We start from the raw sequence: 18,576 nt of genomic DNA on the forward strand, positions 1-18,576 counted from the left end.
TGCCGTCGTGGGCAGGTCGGAACAGCCGGCGGCGTGTGCCGCGCTACAGCGCCTTCAGTTCCGGCGTCGACCCGCCCAATCCCTCTTCGCGAAGAATGACGGCAAGCGCCGTCTCGAGCAATTCGGCTGCCCGGTTCGCTGCGTCTCCAAGGTGGCGGTGCAGCAGCGCATCGGCCGGCGATCGCGACACGCATTCGTCGCTGTATCGCTCGAACGCACCGAGCTGCATGATCAATTCGGAGAGATGACGCGGGCACTCGCATTTGACGGTGGTGGACAGGCCGCTGAGCGACGCGAGCGTCGCCTCGTCGAAGCGTCGCCGCGTGCGTAGCCAAAGCCCGCGATCCGCGTCATTCGATTGGCGCGACTTGACGACGGCTTGCGCCAGTTTCGAAACGATCGATATCGGGTTGGTCTGGCCTTCCGTCGACCGGAACAGCTCGAACCCCGACAGACGCGCCAGCTCGACCGCCTCTGCCGTGCCGAACCCGTATACGACGGCCACGGCGTGCGCGTTGAGCTGTTGCGCCACGGCAGCGAGCTGCGAAACGACATCCTCATGGAGCGACGTGGTCGTCGCGATGAGGGCATCGACTGACGTACCCGCATGCGCGCTCGTGTCGTCGAGCGAGTCGATTCGCGCGGCGATCCGGATTCCCATTCGCTCTATCGCGGATTCCGGAATCGAAAGCGCGCCGACGACCGCGAGGCTCACACTTGCCTCGTGAAACGCCGGGTCACGCGTATTCGTCAACGACAACGCCTCGAGTTCCTCGCGGCTCAGGCTGGCGATCGAGCCGATCGCGTGGCCCTGATTGACGAGCGTTTTCAGCAATCGAATTCGCTGGACGTCGTCGTCCGAGTACAGCCGTTGTCCGGACGGCGTTTTGGGCGGCGCAACCACGCCATAGCGCCTTTCCCAGATTCTCAGCGTGGCTGCCGGCATGCGCGCCAGGCGCGCGGCCTCGCCGCTGCGATAGCGATGGGGCGTATCGCGATCCTTGCGAGGGGGCATCGTTGCTCTCCTGAAGTCGACGTACTGTTGTCTCAGGATTGTACGCAGTTTGCGTGAAATACGAAGCAGGAAAGTGATTCAACAAGCCGATTTTCGTCCGAAAAGGTGGTTCGCGAAGCGCGAGCCGGCTAGAATGCTTCGAAGCGGTACCGCTCGGTGTCGCGAGGTCGGTCGGGACGCGCGCGGTGCCGGGCATACGGTGGGTCAAGGTGTTTCATTCGACGCGCACGCGCAGGTGTCTCGACAACCCAGGCGGCGATCATCAATCGCGAAGCGTCCCATGAAGACTTTAAGGCTTGTCCTCGGCGATCAGCTGGACCCGAATCATCATTGGTTTTCCGATGTCCGGGCCGAAACGATCTACGTGCTGATGGAAGTTCGGCAGGAAACCGACTACACGCTCCATCACGCGCAGAAGCTGATTGCGATCTTTGCGGCGATGCGTCGCTTCGCGACGCTGTTGCGCGATGCGGGCCATCGCGTGCACTACATCGAGATCGATGATCCGCTCAATCGTCAGGCCATTCCCGCCAACCTGGACACCGTCGCCGAGCTTCACGGCGCAGCGTGCATCGAGTATCTGCTGCCGGACGAATGGCGTGTCGACCAGCAACTGAACGCCTATGCGGCATCGGCGAGCGTGCCGGTTCGCGCGGTCGATACCGGTCATTTCCATACGACGCGAGACGAGGTCGGACATGTGCTCGGAACCGGCCGATCATGGATCATGGATCGCTTCTACCGGAGCATGCGCGTGCGGCATCGCGTATTGCTCGACGGGGAAGGGCGACCGGCAGGCGGGCAGTGGAACTACGATGCCGAAAACCGCCAGGCGTGGCCCGGCTCGCCCGCGGAACCGGCCGACTGGCGTCCGCATCACGATCATCGCGTGCTGTGGCAACAGATCGTTGCGGCGGGCGTGCGCAGCTTCGGGGAGCCGTCGGCCGGCGACTTCCGCTGGCCCGTCGATCGAGCCGAAGCGCTCGCTTGCCTCGACGCCTTCATCCGGGACGCACTACCGTTTTTCGGGCAGTTCCAGGACGCGATGCACGGGAGCGCGCGGCGCCTGTTCCACTCGATGCTGTCGTTCGCGCTCAATGTGAAAATGTTGAATCCGCGCGAGGTCGTCGCGCGGGCCGAGCACGCGTATCACAGCGGCGCGGCGCCGCTTGCTGCGGTCGAAGGATTCATCCGGCAGATACTGGGCTGGCGCGAGTTCGTGCGAGGCGTGTACTGGGCACGCATGCCGGGCTATGAAAACAGCAATGCGTTCGGTCATCGCCGCCCGTTGCCGCATTGGTTCTGGGATGGCCGCACGCGAATGGCCTGCATGTCGCATGCGCTGCGGCAGTCGCTCGAAGACGCGCATGCGCATCACATCCTGCGGCTGATGGTGATCGGCAACTTTGCGCTGCTGGCCGGGCTGGATCCGCACGAGGTGCATGAGTGGTACCTCGGTGTCTATATCGATGCGTTCGAATGGGTCGAGATGCCGAACACGCTCGGCATGAGTCAATACGCCGACGGCGGGGCAATGGCGACCAAGCCCTACGTTTCCAGCGCCGCGTACATCCATCGGATGAGCAATTACTGCAAGGGCTGCGCGTACGACCGCAATGCGCGAACCGGCGCGCGCGCATGCCCGTTCAACGCGCTGTACTGGGACTTTTTCGACCGGCACCGCGGCGCGCTGCAGCACAACAATCGGATTGGAATGGTCTATCGGCAGCTCGCGCGCTTTGATGACGAGGCGCTCGAAGCGATTCGCATGCAGGCGGACACTGTGGTGCGGAATATCGAATCGCTGTAGGCCGTTCCGTCATCTGCCGCCGCCGTCGAAAACGGAGCGTGTGAAGCATGCATGTGCGGTGTGGATGCACTCTTCGCTTCGGATCGCCAATGATCTCTGCTCGAACCGCGAAGCGATTCGCATGCTCATTGCTCGAGATACATCCTGAGTCGCATCAGGCTGCGGCGAATCCAGCTCTTCATCGTGCCGAGCGGCACCTGCATGCGTTCGGCCAGCTCCGCATACGACGCGCCGCCATGAAACGCTTCCCGCAGCACATACGCCTGCCGTTCGCCCAGATGCGCGAGCCCGCGCTCCAGACGCAGGCGCTCCTGGCTCGCCTGAGCGCCGAGGTCGGGTGTCGGGTTTTCGTCGGGGATCGACAGCGCCAGTTCGTCGTCGAGCGGAACCTCGCGGTGTTGCCTGATCCGGTCGATGGTCCGATTGCGTGCGAGCGTCATCAGCCATGTCATCGCCGTGCCGCGTCCGGCGTCGAATGAGTCGGCGCGACGCCATGCCGTCGTGAACACGTCCTGAAGCAGGTCTTCCGCTTCGTGGCGGTCGCGGATCATCCGGACGATCACGCCGTACAGCCGCGCCGCCGTCAATCGATACAGCTGCGCGAACGCGTGCTCGTCGCCGGCGGCGACGCGAGACAGCAATTGGTCGAGTTCCGCATGCGCGCCGGGTGCTTCGTCGGGCTGAATGACCGCATCGGCGGTGAATTCGGTTCTGCCGCCCGGGCGCGACCTCGCGCGGGACGCGTCCCGGCGTTGCTGCCTGCCTGAATGCGGCTTCGTCGATCGACCCTGGCCGGACGACGGGCGGAGCGAATCGTGCGAGCAGTTCATCGGGAACTCCGTATGGCTTTGCGCTTCCTGCTGTTGCGCGCCCGCGGTGACGAGCGGGCGCGGCTCAAGGCCGGGCACGGTGCCGTCGCATTCGTCGCGAATGCCTGTCGCGCGCATTACGCATTCTTTCCGGACAACAAGGCGAGAAACTCTCGGCGAAGCGATGCGTCCGCGAGAAATTTCCCGCGCATCACGCTGTTGGTCATTCTTGCCTGGTCGTCCTTGGTGCCGCGCCAATGCATGCAGAAGTGCTCGGCCTCGAGTACGACGGCAAGCCCGTCGGGCGAGATGCGCGATTCGAGGAGATCGGCGATCTGCTTGACCGCTTCTTCCTGGATCTGCGGGCGCGTCATGACCCAGTTCACGAGCCTTCCGTACTTCGACAGGCCGATCAGATTCGACGCGGCGCTCGGCAGCACGCCGATCCAGATGCGGCCCATGATCGGGCAGAGATGATGCGAGCAGGCGCTGCGCACGCGCAGCGGCCCGACGATCAGCAGCTCGTCCAGCCGCTCGACGTTCGGAAATTCGGTGACCGACGGCGCCGCGTCGTAGCGGCCCGCGAACACCTCGCGGATGAACATCTTCGCGACGCGCCGCGAGGTTTCCCGGGTGTTGTGGTCGTTGTCGACGTCGATCACGAGCGAGCGCAGCACCGCTTCCATTCCCTGCGCAACTTCGTTCTGCAACGCCTCCAGTTCGCCGTCGCGCAGGTGCGCGGCGATGTTGTCGTTTGCATGGAAGCGCACGCCCGCGTTCTCGAGCCGACGACGGATGATGTGCGACAGAGGAATGCCCTCGTCGATCGCAGTCAAGGTGTGCTCGGGAGCGTCGATCAGATTGCCCATTTCGGTTCGTTTCTCGAGGTTAGGGGGTCATGCGATGGATCGCGACTGAGGCAATGATTTGCCTGTGTTCCTTGGGTAAAAATCGGGCGAACGCCGCCGCTATTTCGATGACTCGCCGATCGTGTGGCGCTCGCCCGGCGTGCGCGGGCGTGCATGGCGGCCCGGCAGCGTCACCGGAGATCCGGTCCTGATCGCGCACGACGGACCCATTGGCGTTGCCGGGGCCCAGCCGCCGACGTTCCGGCGGAACCGCAACATCGGGTCGTTCGCCGTCGGCTTCGCCGCGAGCATGACGGCGGCGGACTGTTGCAACCTGGCCAGGACGAACGCCCGGTCGACGCGGCCGCCGACCGAATGAAACAGATGGAACCCTGCAAGGCGGATCAACGCGAGGGCCTGCACGCTGCCGTACTCATAGATGATCGCGGCCGCGCGGACACGGCGCGCCTGTGCCAGCGACACGAATTGAATCGCCAGAGCCATATGCAACGACGAGACCTCGGCGACCAGGGCGTCGACAGCCGGGTCCGGCTGTCGTAGCGCCCGCGGCACCGACTCGACGCGCTCGCTGACGTGCAGGCCGGCTTGCTCGATCGTTTCGTCGGATACAGTCAGCCAGCCCGTGACGAGTAGCGTGGGACACACGCGAGCCGCGACGGTGTTCGATCGCCGTTCGGGCAGTGCGCCGTGCAGGCTGGCGCTTGCACACCGGTCGGGCACCTGTGGCGAGCGGCGCCGGCAGCGTTGGCCGCGCTGCTGCGCGGCGACCCGCAAGCGCGATGCAATCGGCCGGTCGAGCGCCGTACCGGCGTGGTGTGACGGGCTGCGTGCCGGGGCGACGGACACGCGCGTCATCAATGAAGCCGGACACGCCGGAAACCGGTGCGGCTTGATGTCGTGATTGCGTGTTGGCACGGGGCCTCCCTCGGTCGATTCATGCGTCACAGCTGGATTGTATGCAAATTCTCCGGAAAGTGAAGCGGAAAAGTGATTCATGAAATAAATTGTGCCTTGAGTTTTTGCGTCAAATATCGGGTGAGCGTCGGAAAATTGCAGCATAAGCACGTGAGTGCTCGTGTATACAACGAAATTGCGCGTTTGTAACGCATATGAAACGATGTTTGAGGTCAATGGAATGGCAGCCAAACTGCGCCAAGATTGGCTGGAAAGTACGGTGAAAGGTTTGTGATTTCGATACATGAAGCGATCGTGTCGCACATTTGCGTGTCGATGCGGCTGGCTTCGGTTCGCGACCGTTCGCGCGAACGCACATGACCGGGCGTTCACGCAAGCGTCGTGCAGCTGAAACGAGGAGGAGTGAACCGCCTGAAGGCAGCCGCGCATGCTGCAACCCAGACGCCGGGAAGGAGGGGGCCGCTCCGATGAGCACGCCTGCGCACACCGGTGCCGATCGATCACGATTGCCCGAAACAGGCGCGAGCACTCCGTCTCGGATCGAAGCGCTATCCGGGCACGCGCGCTGCTCGCGACCGGCTCATCAACGCGAAGTCACCGACGTGCAGCGTTTGTCTTCATGCGGGAACGCGGCCGCCGATTCCGACGGCAACGCTCCGAGCAATATCGGACTTCGTCCCACGCGGCTTTCCATTTCTTTCTCCAGCTGAAAGGCAAGCCGCAGGTCTCGCATGTCTTCTCAGGCAAGTGCATCTTGTTGACCATGGCGAATCACGCGTCGAGAAGAATTCTGGCGAACTGTCCGGTCGAGCAGCGCTGCCGGCGTCGATATATCGGACCATCGCCGCTCACCGTCGAATCAGCGCGCATCGTCGCCCAGCAACTGACGGCGCAACGACTTTGCCCGCGTGCGCGGGTCGAGCCAGATCGAGAAGAATGCGCGCGCGAATGCCGGGTCGGTCACGTCGGCCGTGAGGCGGCCGTTGGTGTAGAAGCGTGCGCCGCGCTCGGGCACATACACGCCGCACAGCACGTCGCCGCGCGATACGTCGGTGAAAGCCCGTTCGATATCGCGGCGCCAAGCATCGAGCGTCGTCGCCGGCAACGGCGCGGGTGCGAGTCTCTCGATTTCGTCCATGCCCGTCGAGACGAGCCGCTCGCCTTTCACGTCGTGACGGTAGGCCAGCGACAACGCAAACGGCGTGTCGAACGCGCCGGGGGGCCGGGGCGCCCACAGCTGGGCGTCGTACAGGCAGATGCCCAGTATGCAGAACCGGCCGGATCCGATCAGTCGCGCCGATGCGATGTCGTCGACACAGCTCGCGCCGGCGAACAAGGGGGCAGCCAGCGCCGCGGCCGCGACTGCGGCGAGCATCGCAAGCCGGCGCCGCATGTCAGCCGCCCGACGACACGATGAAATGCATCACGTCGGTCCGCCGCTCGGCAAATCCCGCTTCGCAATAGGCGAGATAGAGCCGCCAGGTGCGAATGAACGTCTCGTCGAACCGTTGCGCGCGCACCGAGTCGATGCGCGCCTCGAACGCGGCCCGCCAAGTGCGCAGCGTGCGCGCGTAGTCGTCGCCGAACGCGAGCACCGGTTCGGCGGCCAGGCCGGCCCGCCGCGCGGCATCGATGAAACGCTCCGGGCTCGGCAGCATCCCGCCGGGAAAGATGAACTCGCGAATGAAGTCGCTTGACGTGCGGTACGCGTCGAATAGCGACTCGATGATCGTGATCGATTGAATCAGCGCGCGAGCACCGGGCTTCAGGCGCTGCCTGAGCGTGTCGAAGTACACCGGCCAGAACGTTTCGCCCACGGCCTCGAACATCTCGATCGACACGATCGCGTCGTATTGGCCGTCGACGTCGCGATAGTCGCGCAATTCGAGCGTGACGCGATCGGACAGCCCGTCGCGCGCAACGCGCTCGGTGGCCAGCGCGTATTGCGCCTGCGAGATGGTGACGCCATGCACGCGGATGCCCTGCCGCGCGGCATGCACGGCGAACCCGCCCCAGCCGCAGCCGATCTCGAGCACGCGCATGCCGGCGCGCAGGCCGAGCGAATCGACGATGCGCTGATATTTCGCCGTTTGCGCGTCGGCGAGCGAACGCTGCGCGTCGCCGTCGAAGCAGGCGCTCGAATACGTCCACGTATCGTCGAGCCACAACCCGTAAAAGTCGTTGCCGAGATCGTAGTGCGCGTGGATGTTGCGGCGGCTGCCGGCCCGCGTATTCATCCTCAGCCGGTGCCGCAGCGCGTACCAGAGGCGTGCCAGGCGGCCGCCGGTCACCGTCGTCGCGATCACCGGCTGGTTGCGGATCGCGAGGCGCAGCAGCGCGACGAGTTCGGGCGTGTCGATCCAGCCGGCGCGATACGCTTCCGCGAATCCGATGTCGCCCGCGCGCAGGATCGCACGGCATGCCCGCCAGTCGCGGACCTGCAGCGTCGCGGCCGGCTGGCGGTGCGGATCGCCGAACACGTGTTGCGCGCCTTCGGGCGTCACGAGCGTCAGGTGCCCGTCGTGGATTTGCCGGAGCAGCGCGATGAACAACCGGGCCGAGAGCGGCATCGCCGGTTGCGATGCGGGAGACAGCAGGCGCAGCAAGGTCATGGACGAGCCTCGTGATCGGACATCGCCGAGCGGCCGCGTGGCGACGCGCCCGGCGAACGGGACAATGGCGAATCGGCAGCGGTAGAACGGCCGGGGGGCGTCTTGCCGTAGAACGGCACGCGTGCGAGCCACAGCCGCAGCGCTTGCCAATGAATGCGAATGACGACGTTGATCGCGTTCAGCGGCTGCCGGGCCAGCGCGCGCCATGCGCGTGCCGCCGTCAGCGGCGTGGACCGCATGGCGATTGCCGTGCGCAGCAGCAGACCGTCGTCGTCGCGATAGTCGATCGCCACGCTCAGGTGGTCGCCGCACTGACGCACGCGAAACGCGTAATCCCCGACGATGTCGCAAAACGGCGAGACATGAAACGTCTTGCGGCAGACGAGCACGGTGTCGGCGTCGATCGGCGCGTGGCGCATCGCACTCAGCAGGTAGCCGTGGTGCGCACCGAACGTATTGCGCACGTCGGCGTACAGCGCGCGCAGCCGGCCCGCGCGGTCGTAGCAGTACCAGAAGCTCACCGGATTGAATGCGTAGCCGAAGACGCGCGGGATCGTCTGCAACCAGATCGGGCCGTCGGCGGGAATGCCGGCGTGCGCGAGGACATCGCGCATCCACGGGCCGAGCGCGCGGCCGTCGCGCGGGCCGTAGTCGCGGGAGGCGAGCGCGAGCGGGGCCCAGCGATCGATGCCGAACCAGCCGGCGTCGATCTCGGCCAGCCGCTCGACGTCGCAGCAGACCTGGAATATCGGGTACGCGAACGCATGGCGCACCGGCCGCAGCCGTTCGTGCATCACGGTGCCGACGAGAAGCCGGGCGGCCATGCCGTCGCGGGCGAAGGGCGCGTTCATGGGCGAGCCCAGGCCGGCGCGATGCCGAAGCTGCGGGCGACGCGCAACGCCGATTTCAGTCCGTCCTCATGGAACCCGTAGCCCGTCCATGCTCCCGCAAACCACGTATTGCGCCGCCCTTGCAGCATCGGCAGGCGATGCTGCGCATCCACGGCCGCGAGATCGAGCAGCGGGTGCTCGTAATCGTAGCGGCCGAGCTGGGTGTCGGGCGCGGGCTCGTCGACCGGATTCAACGTGACGACGACCGGCGAGCGGAACGGCAGCGGCTGCAACTGGTTGAGCAGGTAGCTCACGCACACCGGCGATTCGCCGCCCGTGCGCCTCGGCCGGCCGCCCAGGTAGTTCCACGCCGACCACACGCGCCGCCGGCGCGGCAGCAACGCGGTATCGGTATGAAGCACCGCGACGTTGTGCTGGTAGCGCACGGCGCCGAGCACGTCGCGCTCGGCCTTGCTGGCATCCGCGAGCAGCCGCAGGCTGGTCGGCGCATGGCACGCGAGCACGACCGCGTCGAAACGCTCGTGACCGGCTGTATCGGTCGCCACCGTCACGCCCGCGTCGTCGCGCCGTATCGCGCGGACCGGCGTATTCACGCGCACGTCGTCGAGCGTCGCGGCGATGCGCTCGACATACTGCCGCGCGCCGCCCGCGACGGTGCGCCAGGTCGGCCGGTTGTTGACCTGCAGTAACGCGTGATTCAGGCAGAAGCGCAGGAACGTCGCCGCCGGAAACCGCAGGATGTCGTTGGCCGCGCTCGACCAGATCGCGGCCGCCATCGGCAGCAGGTAGTGATGCTGGAATGATGCGCCGTAACCGCCGGCCGTGAGCAGTTCCCCGACCGAAAGACGCTGCCGGCTCGCCGATTCGAGGTGATCGTGCGCGGACGCGTTGAAGCGCAGGATGTCGCGCAACATCCCGAGAAAGGTCGGCGAGAACAGGTTGCGGCGTTGCGCGAACACCGTGTTCAGGTTGCTGCCGGCCCATTCGAGCCGGCCGCCGTCGACCGAAACCGAAAACGACATGTCGGTCGAATGGGCGGCCACGCCCAGTTCGTCGAACAGCGCGATCAGGTTCGGATAGGTCCGGTCGTTGAACACGAGGAATCCCGTGTCGACGGGGTGGCGTGCGCCGTCGAGTTCGACGTCGACCGTGTGCGTGTGACCGCCGAGGTAGTCGGCGGCCTCGAACAGCGTCACACGGTGACGGCGGGCCAGCAAGTACGCGCTGGCCAGGCCCGCGATGCCGGCGCCGACGACGGCAATCCGCCGGCCGGGCAGCGACATTGAAAGTTCCGGGTGCATCGCGAATGGTCTCCGTCAGTCACAAGTGCAGGTTCGGGAATCACATGTGCTCATATACGTCGCACCGCACGCGGCGGATGCAGGTGCGGTGGTCATTCGCGATCGCCGGGCGACGCGAAGCCCGGCTTGCCGATCTGGTCGGGTGTTTGCGGCACCCGCCTGAAGCGCGACGTGTCGTAACCCATCGCATCGAGCCGGGCGAGCAGCGAGCGATAGGTGGCCTCGTCCATCGTCGGCTCGCGCGAGAAGATCCAGCCGAGCGTCTTGCCCGGGTAGCCGAGGATCGTGTACCGGTAGTCGGGGTCGACGTAGAGCGTCAGTTGCGTGACATACACCGGCCAGAACAGCCGCACGCGCCATTCGCCGCCGCCGCTGCCGGGCTTGACCGCGTCGACGAACCGATAGTGCTTCTCGGGCTGGTCGAAGCCGCCTTTGCGGCCGACGAATGCGTCGTCGATCCGGCCGTCGTCGCGCAGGCGCCACTCGGCCCGGCTGCCGACGAAGTGGCATTCCGCGAAATACGGGATGTTCGCGATCACGTACCAGCGGCCCATGTAGCGCGGCAAGTCGACGGGGACGGTCGACAGCGGAACGGCGGCGCGCGGATTCGGGTTCGGCGGGCTGCCCGAGCACCCGGCGGCGCCGATCGCGAACGCCGTCACGACCGTGACTGCGGCACGGCGGAGAACCCGGCACGCGATCGCGGCCGTCATGCGAGCACCCGGCGCTTGTCGAACAGATAGTGGGCGACGCCCCATTCCTGCCCGTCGGCGTAGCCGAACAGCTCGGCGACCGCCATGTAGAACATCCGCCAGCGCTGGAACCAGATGCGGGCGTCGGCGCCGTAGACCGTCTCGAAAATCGGCATGACCCGGGGGCGCGCCGCATCGAGCGACGCGAGCCACTGATTGGCCGTGCGGGCGTAGTGAGTCCCGTCGAGCCACCATTGGCGGGCGATGCGCACGTCGTCCTGGAACCGCAGCAGCAGGTTGGCCGACGGCATCGTCCCGCCCGTGAAGAAATAGCGCGACATCCAGTCGGTGTCGTCGTGCACCGCGAAGTGATAGGCGAGCAGCTTGTGCGCGAAGATGTGCACGAAGAGCTTGCCGTCGTCGTGCATCCAGCGCGCGATTTTGGCGAGCAGTTGCCCGTAGTTCTTCATGTGCTCGAACATCTCGATCGAGAGCACACGGTCGAAACCGGCATCCGCCGGATCGAAGTCGAACTCCACCACGTTGCCGGTCACGATTCGCAGATTCGTCAGCCCGCGCTGCGCCGCGCACCGCTCGATGAAGTGGCGTTGACCGTGCGAATTCGACAGGCCGACGATCTGCGCGGCCGGATACCGTTCGGCGAGCCAGAGCGACAGCGAACCCCAGCCGCAGCCGAGGTCGAGAATGCGCTGGCCGTCCTCCAGCCTGGCGCGCTGCGCGTACAACGCCAGCATGGCCTCCTCTGCATGCGACAGCGTTTCGTCGCCACGCGGGTAATAGCCGCACGAATATTTGAGCCGCGGGCCGAGATGGGCCTCGAAGAAGCTGCCGGGCACTTCGTAATGCTGCGTGTTCGCGGCGAGCGTCTCGATTGCGATCGGGCTCGCGCCCAGTTCACGCACCAGCGTGTCGTAGGCCGCCGCGCGCCGTTCGCCGTCATACGCGTGTTCGTCGCGCAGGCGTTGCCGCATGAGCGAGCGCATGCCGGCCCGGATGAGCCGGTCCGGCAGCCAGCCGCGCTCGCAGCAGCGAATCAGCCAGGCGTCGTTGGGTGCCGCCGCCGAGGCCGGCGACGGTTGCGAGGTGGTAGCGGTCATGATCGCGTGCTCCGGTCTTCAAGGTGATCGGATCGAGTGAGGGAAGGGCCGGGCGCCGGCCTCGGAGGCCACGGAACGATGGCGCTGGTCGTGCGCATGTACTCGCGGTAGCCCGGCCGGCTTTGCACCAGACGCGCTTCGAGCAGCGGCAAGCCGGATACCTTGAGCAGCAGCCATGCCATCAGGAGTGGCGGGAACAGCGTCAACCAGCCCCACGGCATGCCGATCGCCAGCGCCGTGTAGGCGAGCCAGTGCACGCACTCGAAAAAATAGTTGGGGTGCCGCGAATAGCGCCACCAGCCGGCGCGACAGACCTGGCCGCCGTGGTCGGGATCCGCGAGAAACCGCTTGAGTTGCCGGTCGGAGGCAGTCTCTCCGGCGACGGCGGCGATCCAGATCGCCACTGCCGCGGCAATCGCGAACCGGGACGGGGTTGCCGCGCTGTATGCGGGGATGAAGAACGCGATCGACAGCAGCATCGAGATCAGCGCCTGCAACTGGAACAGCCAGAACATGTTGCGCGGCGCGGCGTCGCCCCACTGCAGGCGGAACTGTCGATAGCGCGGGTCTTCCGGCTGCCCGCGATTGCGCCGCCACAGGTGCCGCGCGAGTCGCAGCCCCCAGATGCCGCCGCCGGCGGCGACGAGCGCACGATTCAATTCCGGGCCGGTCGCCAGCACGGCGACGAACACGGCTACGCCGCCGAGCGTCGCGGCCCAGACCGGATCGATCATCCCGGCGTTCCGGGAATGCAATTGGGCAATCCATACCGCCGTGAAGGACAGGATCAGTCCGACGAAGGCGAGGAGGGCAACGACGACGGCGGGCATACGGGCTCCGAGGGCGCGATATCCCTATATACGGAGCAGGCGACCGACCGGATGCAGACGGATGCGACGTGATGCGACGTGATCCCGTCGAGCGAGACGGCGGCGGGCGGCACGCCGCCGCGCTTTACATTTGCGGGTCGAGCGCGCGTTGCGCGCGTCAAGTGGTGTGCATCGCGCCGGTGGCGAGCACCGGCCCGGTGGGTTGGCCGCTCGGCGAGCCGCCGTGAGGTTCGAGCGATACGGCGAGCACCGCGCGTGCATCGAGTCGCGCGACGATCGCTTGCGGCAGCGTCATCGACGCCGGTGCGTTCGACGCGAATACGCCGAGCGAGATCGGCTTCGCATTCGGCGGAATCAGCCAGAGCTCCGTCGAGCGGTCCGCGGCGACCGGCGGCGTGTTCGCGGGCACCACGACCATCCGGGCACGCCGCAAGTCGACCGTGGCGGTCCACCGTGCGACGCCATCCGCTTGTGCCAGCGTGGCCGCCATGTAGTGGCTGTCTTCGGCAGCGGGGCGCGGCGGCGCTTCGCCCACCCGGATCACGTTGACCGTGAGCAGCCCGAGCGCCGCCACGCTCGCGCCCATGCCGACCCAGCGCCACAGTTTCAGGTTGTTCCACCATCCGTCGGATGGCGCAGCGCTGCGCGGGCGCGGCGGCGGGATGAAGCCCAGTTGGTGCTGGATTCTCGTCCAGGTTCGCGCGGGCGGGTCGACGGGCGTGACGTCGTCCGCGAGCGGGGCGAGGTGGTGCTGCCAGCGCTCGAGCGTGGCTTGCAACGCCGGGTCGCGCGCGGCGGCCTGCTCCAGCTCGCGGCGCGCGTCTGCGTCGAGCACGCCGAGCGCGTATTCCGCGCAGCGCAATTCGGGATTGTGATCGGCCGGCGTATTCATTGCTCCAGGCACACCTTCAGCTGCATCAGGCTGCGCCGGATCCAGCTCTTCATGGTTCCGAGCGGCACACGCAGTCGCGCTGCCAGCTCACTGTAGGTCGCGCCGCTGAAGAAGGCCTCGCGCACCGCGCGGCCCTGCTGCGGATCGAGTTGCGCGAGGCATCGCTCGAGGCGCAGGCGCTCCTGCGAGGCCTCCGCCAGCGTGGCGGGCGTCGGATCTTCGGCGGGAAGCTCCAGCGCCTGTTCGTCGTCGAGTTGCGCGTCGCGATGCTGCCGCAAGCGGTCGATCGTCTTGTTGCGCGCCAGCGTGATCAGCCACGTCATCGCGCCGCCGCGCGCCGGGTCGAATGCGTCGATGCGTCGCCATGCGGTCGTGTAGACCTCCTGGAGGAGATCCTCGGCTTCCCCGTGATCGTGAAGCATGCGCACGATTGTCCCGAACACCCGCGACGCGGTCAGCCGGTACAACTCCGCGAAAGCCGCCTGGTCGCCTGTTGCTGCCTGAAGCATCACCCGGTTCAGATGTTCGCGGCGCGCGACATCCGCATCGGCATCGCGCGAAGGGGCAGACTGATCGAAGCCGCTGGCACCGCCTGGCGTGTCGCTCATGCGAAGGGGATGGCGCGGACCGCCATGATGTGAATATCGAGCGAAATATAGCACTCTCGGATGCATGTGATCGACCGATCGGTGGCGCGCCCGCTGCACGTTGTGCAGCGCAACGCCCGCTGTGATCTCTTCAACCAGATACGAGCGACGCGTCCGCGCGGATGCAGGCAGCCGCAACGTGCGGCGAATGCGGTCGACTGCCGTCGGTTGCGTGCACAATGAACGGGTTTCGTGTCTGGAGAGTCACTCAATGAAGCGAAGTATCGTGGGCCGACCGGTGTGGGCGGCGGGCGTGATCGTGGCGGGCGCCGCCCTGGTGCTGGCGGGATGTGCAGGCCTCGCCGGCGGGCCCAGCGGGAATGCACACGTTCCGCAACCCGCGAAATCCGTCGATCTCGATCGCTACGTCGGCAGATGGTACGAGTTCGCGCGGTATGAAAACCGCTTCGAGCGCGGATGCGACGGCGTGACGGCCGACTATGCGAAGCGGGAAGACGGTCTCGTCGGCGTGCGCAATACCTGCCGCGAAGGCGGGCCGGACGGCCGCGCGCGAAGCGCCGACGGCCGCGCAAGGATCGTGGCCGACAGCGGCGGCGCAAAGCTGAAAGTGTCGTTCTTCGGGCCGTTCTTCTTCGGCGATTACTGGGTGCTCGATCGCGCCGACGACTACGCATGGTCGATCGTCGGTGAACCGTCGGGGCGGTTCCTGTGGGTCCTGACGCGCGATGCGAAGCCTTCCGCCGAACAGGCCGCGGCGCTCGTCGAACGGGTGCGGGCGCTCGGTTACGACACGACGATGTTGCGGCGCACTGCGCATTAGGGCGACCGCACGCAGCACGCGTGCGCGGCGCCATCGGGCCGGGGGCAACGCCGAGCGCCGCGTATGCGCGCGGCCGTGGTCGAAGGCGACGGCGAAAGGCGGGATGACGCCTTTGGGTCTACGTTCGCTGAACGCGAAAGCCGGTTCGTTGCCTTCGGCAGTTAACTGCTCGCCCGGATAATCAGTTGGCACGACATCGGTCGCTGACTTTTGCGAAGCGTGTCGAGCGTCGGCGGATCCTCCTGCAGAAGCTGAAAGATCCGCGCGGCCGCCGTGATGCCGATTTCGCTCGCGGGTGGCCGCACGGTCGTCAGGCCCGGCGTCAGCATCTCCGCCATCGGATAGTCGCCGAAGCCGACGATCGCGCATTGCTCCGGCACGCGAATGCCCGCGCCGGGCGCGGACATCAGCGCACCGAACGCGAGGTTGTCGTTCGCGACGATGATCGCGTCGGCCGTGCGGCGGACGGAACACAGCGCGAGCAGCGCCTCGCGTCCTGCGTGCATCGGCTGCGCTTCGGTCGGTGCAAACACGATCGGCTCGCGCCCATGCTCGCGCATGATCTCGGTATAACCATCGCAACGCTCGCGCGCGCTTGCGTCGCCCGCCGCGCTGTTCAGCACGAACGCGATGCGTCGATAGCCGCGTTCGACCAGATGACGCGCCGCGATGCGTCCGGCTTCCTGGTGCACGAAGCCGATCTGCAGCGGTTTGCGCCGCGGCTGGAAGTCCCACGTTTCGAGCACGGGCACCTGCGTCTGTTCGATCAGTTCCTCGGTTCCCGGGGAATGGAAGTGCGACGTGAGCACGAGCGCCGCCGGCGACTACCCGAGCAATCCACGTACCGCGTTCTCCTCGAGATCCGTCGAGAAATAGCTCGATGCGGATCAGTGGGCAGGAGGCTACCTGCAACGGCGGGAGTCTCACCCGGCGGGTCTCCGCGAGCGATGGTCGCAGTCTGCTGCCTGGATACCTGCCGCCGGTCGTTCAATACCCAGCATCCGCCTTGATGAAATCGACGAACGCGCGCAGCGGCGCCGGCACGAAGCGTCGCCCGGGATAGTACAGATACGGGCCCGAGAACGGCCGCCACCAGCCTTCGAGCACGGGCTCGAGCGCGCCGCTCGCGAGATGCGGGCGCAGCCAGTCTTCGTACAGATGCACGATGCCGAGTCCCGCGCACGCGGCATCCACGACGAGATCGACGGCGCCGCCGATTTGTACGACCAGCGGCCCCGACGGCTCCACGCGCACGACTTCGCCGTCGCGCTCGTACTCCCACGCCGGCATCGTGCCGCTCGCGAAGCGGCCGCGCAGGCACGCGTGACCGAGCAGATCGCGCGGATGGGCCGGTCGGTCGCGACGGTCGAGATAGGCGGGCGCCGCGGCAGTCGCGAAGCGTTGCGAGCGCGGGCCGATCGGCACGGCGATCATGTCCTGTTCGAGGCGCTCGTCGTAGCGAATGCCCGCGTCGCAACCGGCCGCGAGGATGTCGACGAAGCTCTCGTCGGCCACGACCTCCAGCCGGATCTCCGGATACGCATCGAGAAAGCGCGGGACGATCGACGGCAGCACGAGCCGCGCCGCACTCATCGGAACGTTGAGCTTGAGCGTGCCGACCGGTTTCTCGCGGAACGTGTTGACCACGTCCAGCGCGGCCTCCACCTCGCTCAGCGCCGGCGTGAGCCGGGCGAGCAGCCGCTCCCCGGCTTCGGTCGGCGACACGCTGCGCGTCGTGCGATGCAGCAGCCGCACGCCGAGTTTCGCCTCCAACCTGCGCACTGCTTCGCTGAGGCCCGACGCGCTTGCGCCGGCCACGCGTGCGCCCTCGCGGAAGCCCTTTGCGCGGGCCACCGCGACGAACGCATTCAGATCGCCGAGATCGACTTGCATTGTTCGCCTTTTCGTACAGGTCGTGCGTATTATGACCGGTTATCGCGCAACGCGACGCGGCGTAACCTGCGGTTCATTCTTCATTCGATGCAGGAGCAACGCCATGTCACCCATCGTTCAATCCGGTACGTTTTCCGTCGCGGGCCGCCGCGTTCATCGCCTCGGCTATGGCGCGATGCAACTGGCCGGCCCGGGCGTGTTCGGCCCGCCGAAGGACCGCGACGCGGCGCTCGCCGTGCTGCGCGAAGCCGTCGAAGCGGGCGTCGATCACATCGACACCAGCGATTTTTACGGCCCGCACGTGACGAACCGGCTGATTCGCGAAGCGCTGCATCCGTATCGCGACAATCTGCTGATCGTGACCAAGATCGGCGCGAAGCGCGGCGACGACGGTTCGTGGCTACCGGCATTTTCTGCCGACGCGCTCGCGGCCGCCGTGCACGACAATCTGCGCAACCTTGGCCTCGACGTGCTCGACGTCGTCAACCTGCGGATCATGTTCGACGTGCACGGGCCGGCCGAGGGCTCGATCGAGGCGCCGTTGACGGCACTGGCCGAGCTGCAGCGCCAGGGTCTCGTGCGGCAGGTCGGGCTCAGCAACGTGACGGCCGCCCAGATCGCCGAAGGCCGGCGGATCTGCGACATCGTCTGCGTGCAGAATCATTACAACCTCGCGCACCGCGACGATGATGACCTGATCGATGCGCTCGGACGCGACGGCATCGCGTACGTCCCGTACTTTCCGCTCGGCGGGTTCAATCCGTTGCAGTCGTCGACGCTCGATGCGGTCGCCGCGCGGATCGGCGCGACGCCGATGCAGACCGCGCTCGCGTGGCTGCTGCGTCGCGCGCCGAACATCCTGCTGATTCCGGGCACGTCGTCGGTCGCGCATCTGCGCGAGAATCTGGCGGCCGGTGCGCTAACGTTGCCGGAGGAAGCGGTGCGACAGCTGGATGGGGTCGCGGCGGCCGGCGGTTGAGGATGTGTGTCTGCGGTTTTTCCGACGCGATAAGGTTCGCGCCGTTGCCACCCGGCTGTCCGAACGTGTGTCCAGCGTGAGCCTGGAGGCGGCGCGCGGTCGGGCGACACCATCGGCCGGCGGATGACCGCTTCAGCGAGCCTGCCCGAGCTGCTCGTCGATCGACCGCGTGAGCGGCGACTGCACGTCGCCGGTGTGCTTCGTCTGCACGGGTTCGATCAGCACGATCCAGCATTCTTCGTCAGCGACCGGATTGTGCAGCGTGCCGCGCGTCACCACGTGCATCGAGCCGGCCGGCAAGTCGACGACGCGGCCGCCTTCGTACTCGATCTTCAGATGCCCGCGCACGACGAAGAACAACTCGTCTTCATGCGCATGGTCGTGCCACACGAGCTGGCCGCGTACCTTCGCGACCTTCACGTACTGATCGTTGATCTGCGCGACGACCTTCGGCGACCAATAGTCGGATACATCGGCGAACGCAGCTTCGAGGTCGAACGATTCGGCAAACGGAACGGCGGGGAGGGGCATCTCGTCTCCAGATCCAGGGGTACGCATGCGG

20 protein-coding genes are annotated in these 18,576 nt (G+C 66.6%); 3 read left to right on the forward strand and 17 right to left on the reverse strand.

Annotated features, from left to right (window positions below; all coding sequences use genetic code 11):
* Positions 1 to 43 precede the first annotated feature (43 nt).
* Complete coding sequence (locus C5O79_RS05010) at positions 44 to 1,015, reverse strand: MerR family transcriptional regulator (protein WP_122477855.1); 972 nt, start codon at positions 1,013 to 1,015, stop codon at positions 44 to 46.
* Positions 1,016 to 1,295: 280 nt separating this feature from the next.
* Here C5O79_RS05010 and C5O79_RS05015 point away from each other — a divergent pair, with 280 nt between their 5' ends.
* Entirely contained in the window at positions 1,296 to 2,825 is a 1,530-nt protein-coding gene (locus tag C5O79_RS05015; RefSeq protein ID WP_131931288.1) for a cryptochrome/photolyase family protein, read from the forward strand.
* A 125-nt stretch (positions 2,826 to 2,950) separates the two neighbouring features.
* Here the strand turns inward: C5O79_RS05015 and C5O79_RS05020 are convergent, their stop codons facing one another.
* The 13 genes from C5O79_RS05020 to C5O79_RS05080 all read right to left on the reverse strand — a co-directional run bounded on the left by C5O79_RS05020 (position 2,951) and on the right by C5O79_RS05080 (position 14,322).
* Positions 2,951 to 3,655, reverse strand: coding sequence for a sigma-70 family RNA polymerase sigma factor (locus C5O79_RS05020; RefSeq protein ID WP_122478975.1), 705 nt, complete (start codon positions 3,653 to 3,655; stop codon positions 2,951 to 2,953).
* A 116-nt stretch (positions 3,656 to 3,771) separates the two neighbouring features.
* Positions 3,772 to 4,503 carry a GTP cyclohydrolase I gene (locus C5O79_RS05025; protein WP_021157777.1) on the reverse strand — a complete coding sequence of 244 codons (732 nt, stop codon included), beginning with the start codon at positions 4,501 to 4,503 and terminating at the stop codon, positions 3,772 to 3,774.
* Positions 4,504 to 4,602: 99 nt separating this feature from the next.
* Positions 4,603 to 5,703: a hypothetical protein gene (locus tag C5O79_RS05030; RefSeq protein ID WP_236862417.1), complete on the reverse strand. Its 1,101-nt coding sequence runs from the start codon at positions 5,701 to 5,703 to the stop codon at positions 4,603 to 4,605.
* Positions 5,704 to 6,012: 309 nt separating this feature from the next.
* Positions 6,013 to 6,183: a DUF2256 domain-containing protein gene (locus tag C5O79_RS05035; protein ID WP_122477846.1), complete on the reverse strand. Its 171-nt coding sequence runs from the start codon at positions 6,181 to 6,183 to the stop codon at positions 6,013 to 6,015.
* Between the two features lie 94 nt (positions 6,184 to 6,277).
* Positions 6,278 to 6,811, reverse strand: coding sequence for a chalcone isomerase family protein (locus C5O79_RS05040; RefSeq protein ID WP_046546927.1), 534 nt, complete (start codon positions 6,809 to 6,811; stop codon positions 6,278 to 6,280).
* A 1-nt stretch (position 6,812) separates the two neighbouring features.
* On the reverse strand, positions 6,813 to 8,030 hold the full coding sequence (locus C5O79_RS05045; protein WP_122477844.1) for a cyclopropane-fatty-acyl-phospholipid synthase family protein: 1,218 nt from the start codon (positions 8,028 to 8,030) through the stop codon (positions 6,813 to 6,815).
* Positions 8,027 to 8,881 carry a DUF1365 domain-containing protein gene (locus tag C5O79_RS05050; protein WP_122477841.1) on the reverse strand — a complete coding sequence of 285 codons (855 nt, stop codon included), beginning with the start codon at positions 8,879 to 8,881 and terminating at the stop codon, positions 8,027 to 8,029. The genes C5O79_RS05045 and C5O79_RS05050 overlap by 4 nt, the downstream gene beginning before the upstream one ends.
* Positions 8,878 to 10,182 carry an FAD-dependent oxidoreductase gene (locus tag C5O79_RS05055; RefSeq protein ID WP_122477838.1) on the reverse strand — a complete coding sequence of 435 codons (1,305 nt, stop codon included), beginning with the start codon at positions 10,180 to 10,182 and terminating at the stop codon, positions 8,878 to 8,880. The genes C5O79_RS05050 and C5O79_RS05055 overlap by 4 nt, the downstream gene beginning before the upstream one ends.
* Positions 10,183 to 10,274: 92 nt before the next feature.
* Positions 10,275 to 10,895: a lipocalin family protein gene (locus C5O79_RS05060; protein ID WP_122477834.1), complete on the reverse strand. Its 621-nt coding sequence runs from the start codon at positions 10,893 to 10,895 to the stop codon at positions 10,275 to 10,277.
* The gene (locus tag C5O79_RS05065) at positions 10,892 to 11,992 is read right to left on the reverse strand and encodes a class I SAM-dependent methyltransferase (protein ID WP_122477832.1); all 1,101 of its coding nucleotides are present in this window, start codon (positions 11,990 to 11,992) and stop codon (positions 10,892 to 10,894) included. Before C5O79_RS05065 ends, C5O79_RS05060 begins: the two co-directional genes overlap by 4 nt.
* Complete coding sequence (locus C5O79_RS05070) at positions 11,989 to 12,822, reverse strand: DUF1295 domain-containing protein (RefSeq protein ID WP_122477830.1); 834 nt, start codon at positions 12,820 to 12,822, stop codon at positions 11,989 to 11,991. Before C5O79_RS05070 ends, C5O79_RS05065 begins: the two co-directional genes overlap by 4 nt.
* 157 nt (positions 12,823 to 12,979) lie before the next feature.
* On the reverse strand, positions 12,980 to 13,714 hold the full coding sequence (locus tag C5O79_RS05075) for an anti-sigma factor (protein WP_122477828.1): 735 nt from the start codon (positions 13,712 to 13,714) through the stop codon (positions 12,980 to 12,982).
* Positions 13,711 to 14,322 (reverse strand): sigma-70 family RNA polymerase sigma factor, encoded by a 612-nt coding sequence (locus C5O79_RS05080; RefSeq protein WP_034203526.1) that lies wholly within the window; start codon positions 14,320 to 14,322, stop codon positions 13,711 to 13,713. The genes C5O79_RS05075 and C5O79_RS05080 overlap by 4 nt, the downstream gene beginning before the upstream one ends.
* 250 nt (positions 14,323 to 14,572) lie before the next feature.
* On the opposite strand from C5O79_RS05080, the gene C5O79_RS05085 reads away from it, so the two are divergent.
* A complete protein-coding gene (locus tag C5O79_RS05085; protein WP_047853329.1) occupies positions 14,573 to 15,142 on the forward strand; it encodes a lipocalin family protein in 570 nt (189 codons plus the stop codon).
* A 161-nt stretch (positions 15,143 to 15,303) separates the two neighbouring features.
* Here the strand turns inward: C5O79_RS05085 and C5O79_RS05090 are convergent, their stop codons facing one another.
* Positions 15,304 to 15,951 carry a substrate-binding domain-containing protein gene (locus C5O79_RS05090; protein ID WP_205746221.1) on the reverse strand — a complete coding sequence of 216 codons (648 nt, stop codon included), beginning with the start codon at positions 15,949 to 15,951 and terminating at the stop codon, positions 15,304 to 15,306.
* A 178-nt stretch (positions 15,952 to 16,129) separates the two neighbouring features.
* Positions 16,130 to 17,035: a LysR family transcriptional regulator gene (locus C5O79_RS05095; protein WP_122477826.1), complete on the reverse strand. Its 906-nt coding sequence runs from the start codon at positions 17,033 to 17,035 to the stop codon at positions 16,130 to 16,132.
* Between the two features lie 103 nt (positions 17,036 to 17,138).
* On the opposite strand from C5O79_RS05095, the gene C5O79_RS05100 reads away from it, so the two are divergent.
* Positions 17,139 to 18,014 (forward strand): aldo/keto reductase family oxidoreductase, encoded by an 876-nt coding sequence (locus tag C5O79_RS05100; RefSeq protein WP_046546918.1) that lies wholly within the window; start codon positions 17,139 to 17,141, stop codon positions 18,012 to 18,014.
* Between the two features lie 132 nt (positions 18,015 to 18,146).
* Here C5O79_RS05100 and C5O79_RS05105 read toward each other — a convergent pair whose 3' ends face one another.
* Positions 18,147 to 18,545, reverse strand: a complete 399-nt coding sequence (locus tag C5O79_RS05105; RefSeq protein ID WP_071336112.1) for a cupin domain-containing protein — start codon at positions 18,543 to 18,545, stop codon at positions 18,147 to 18,149.
* Positions 18,546 to 18,576: the final 31 nt, after the last annotated feature.

The organism is Burkholderia sp. SRS-25 (assembly GCF_004343765.1).
In the GTDB taxonomy this organism is placed as follows: domain Bacteria; phylum Pseudomonadota; class Gammaproteobacteria; order Burkholderiales; family Burkholderiaceae; genus Burkholderia; species Burkholderia contaminans.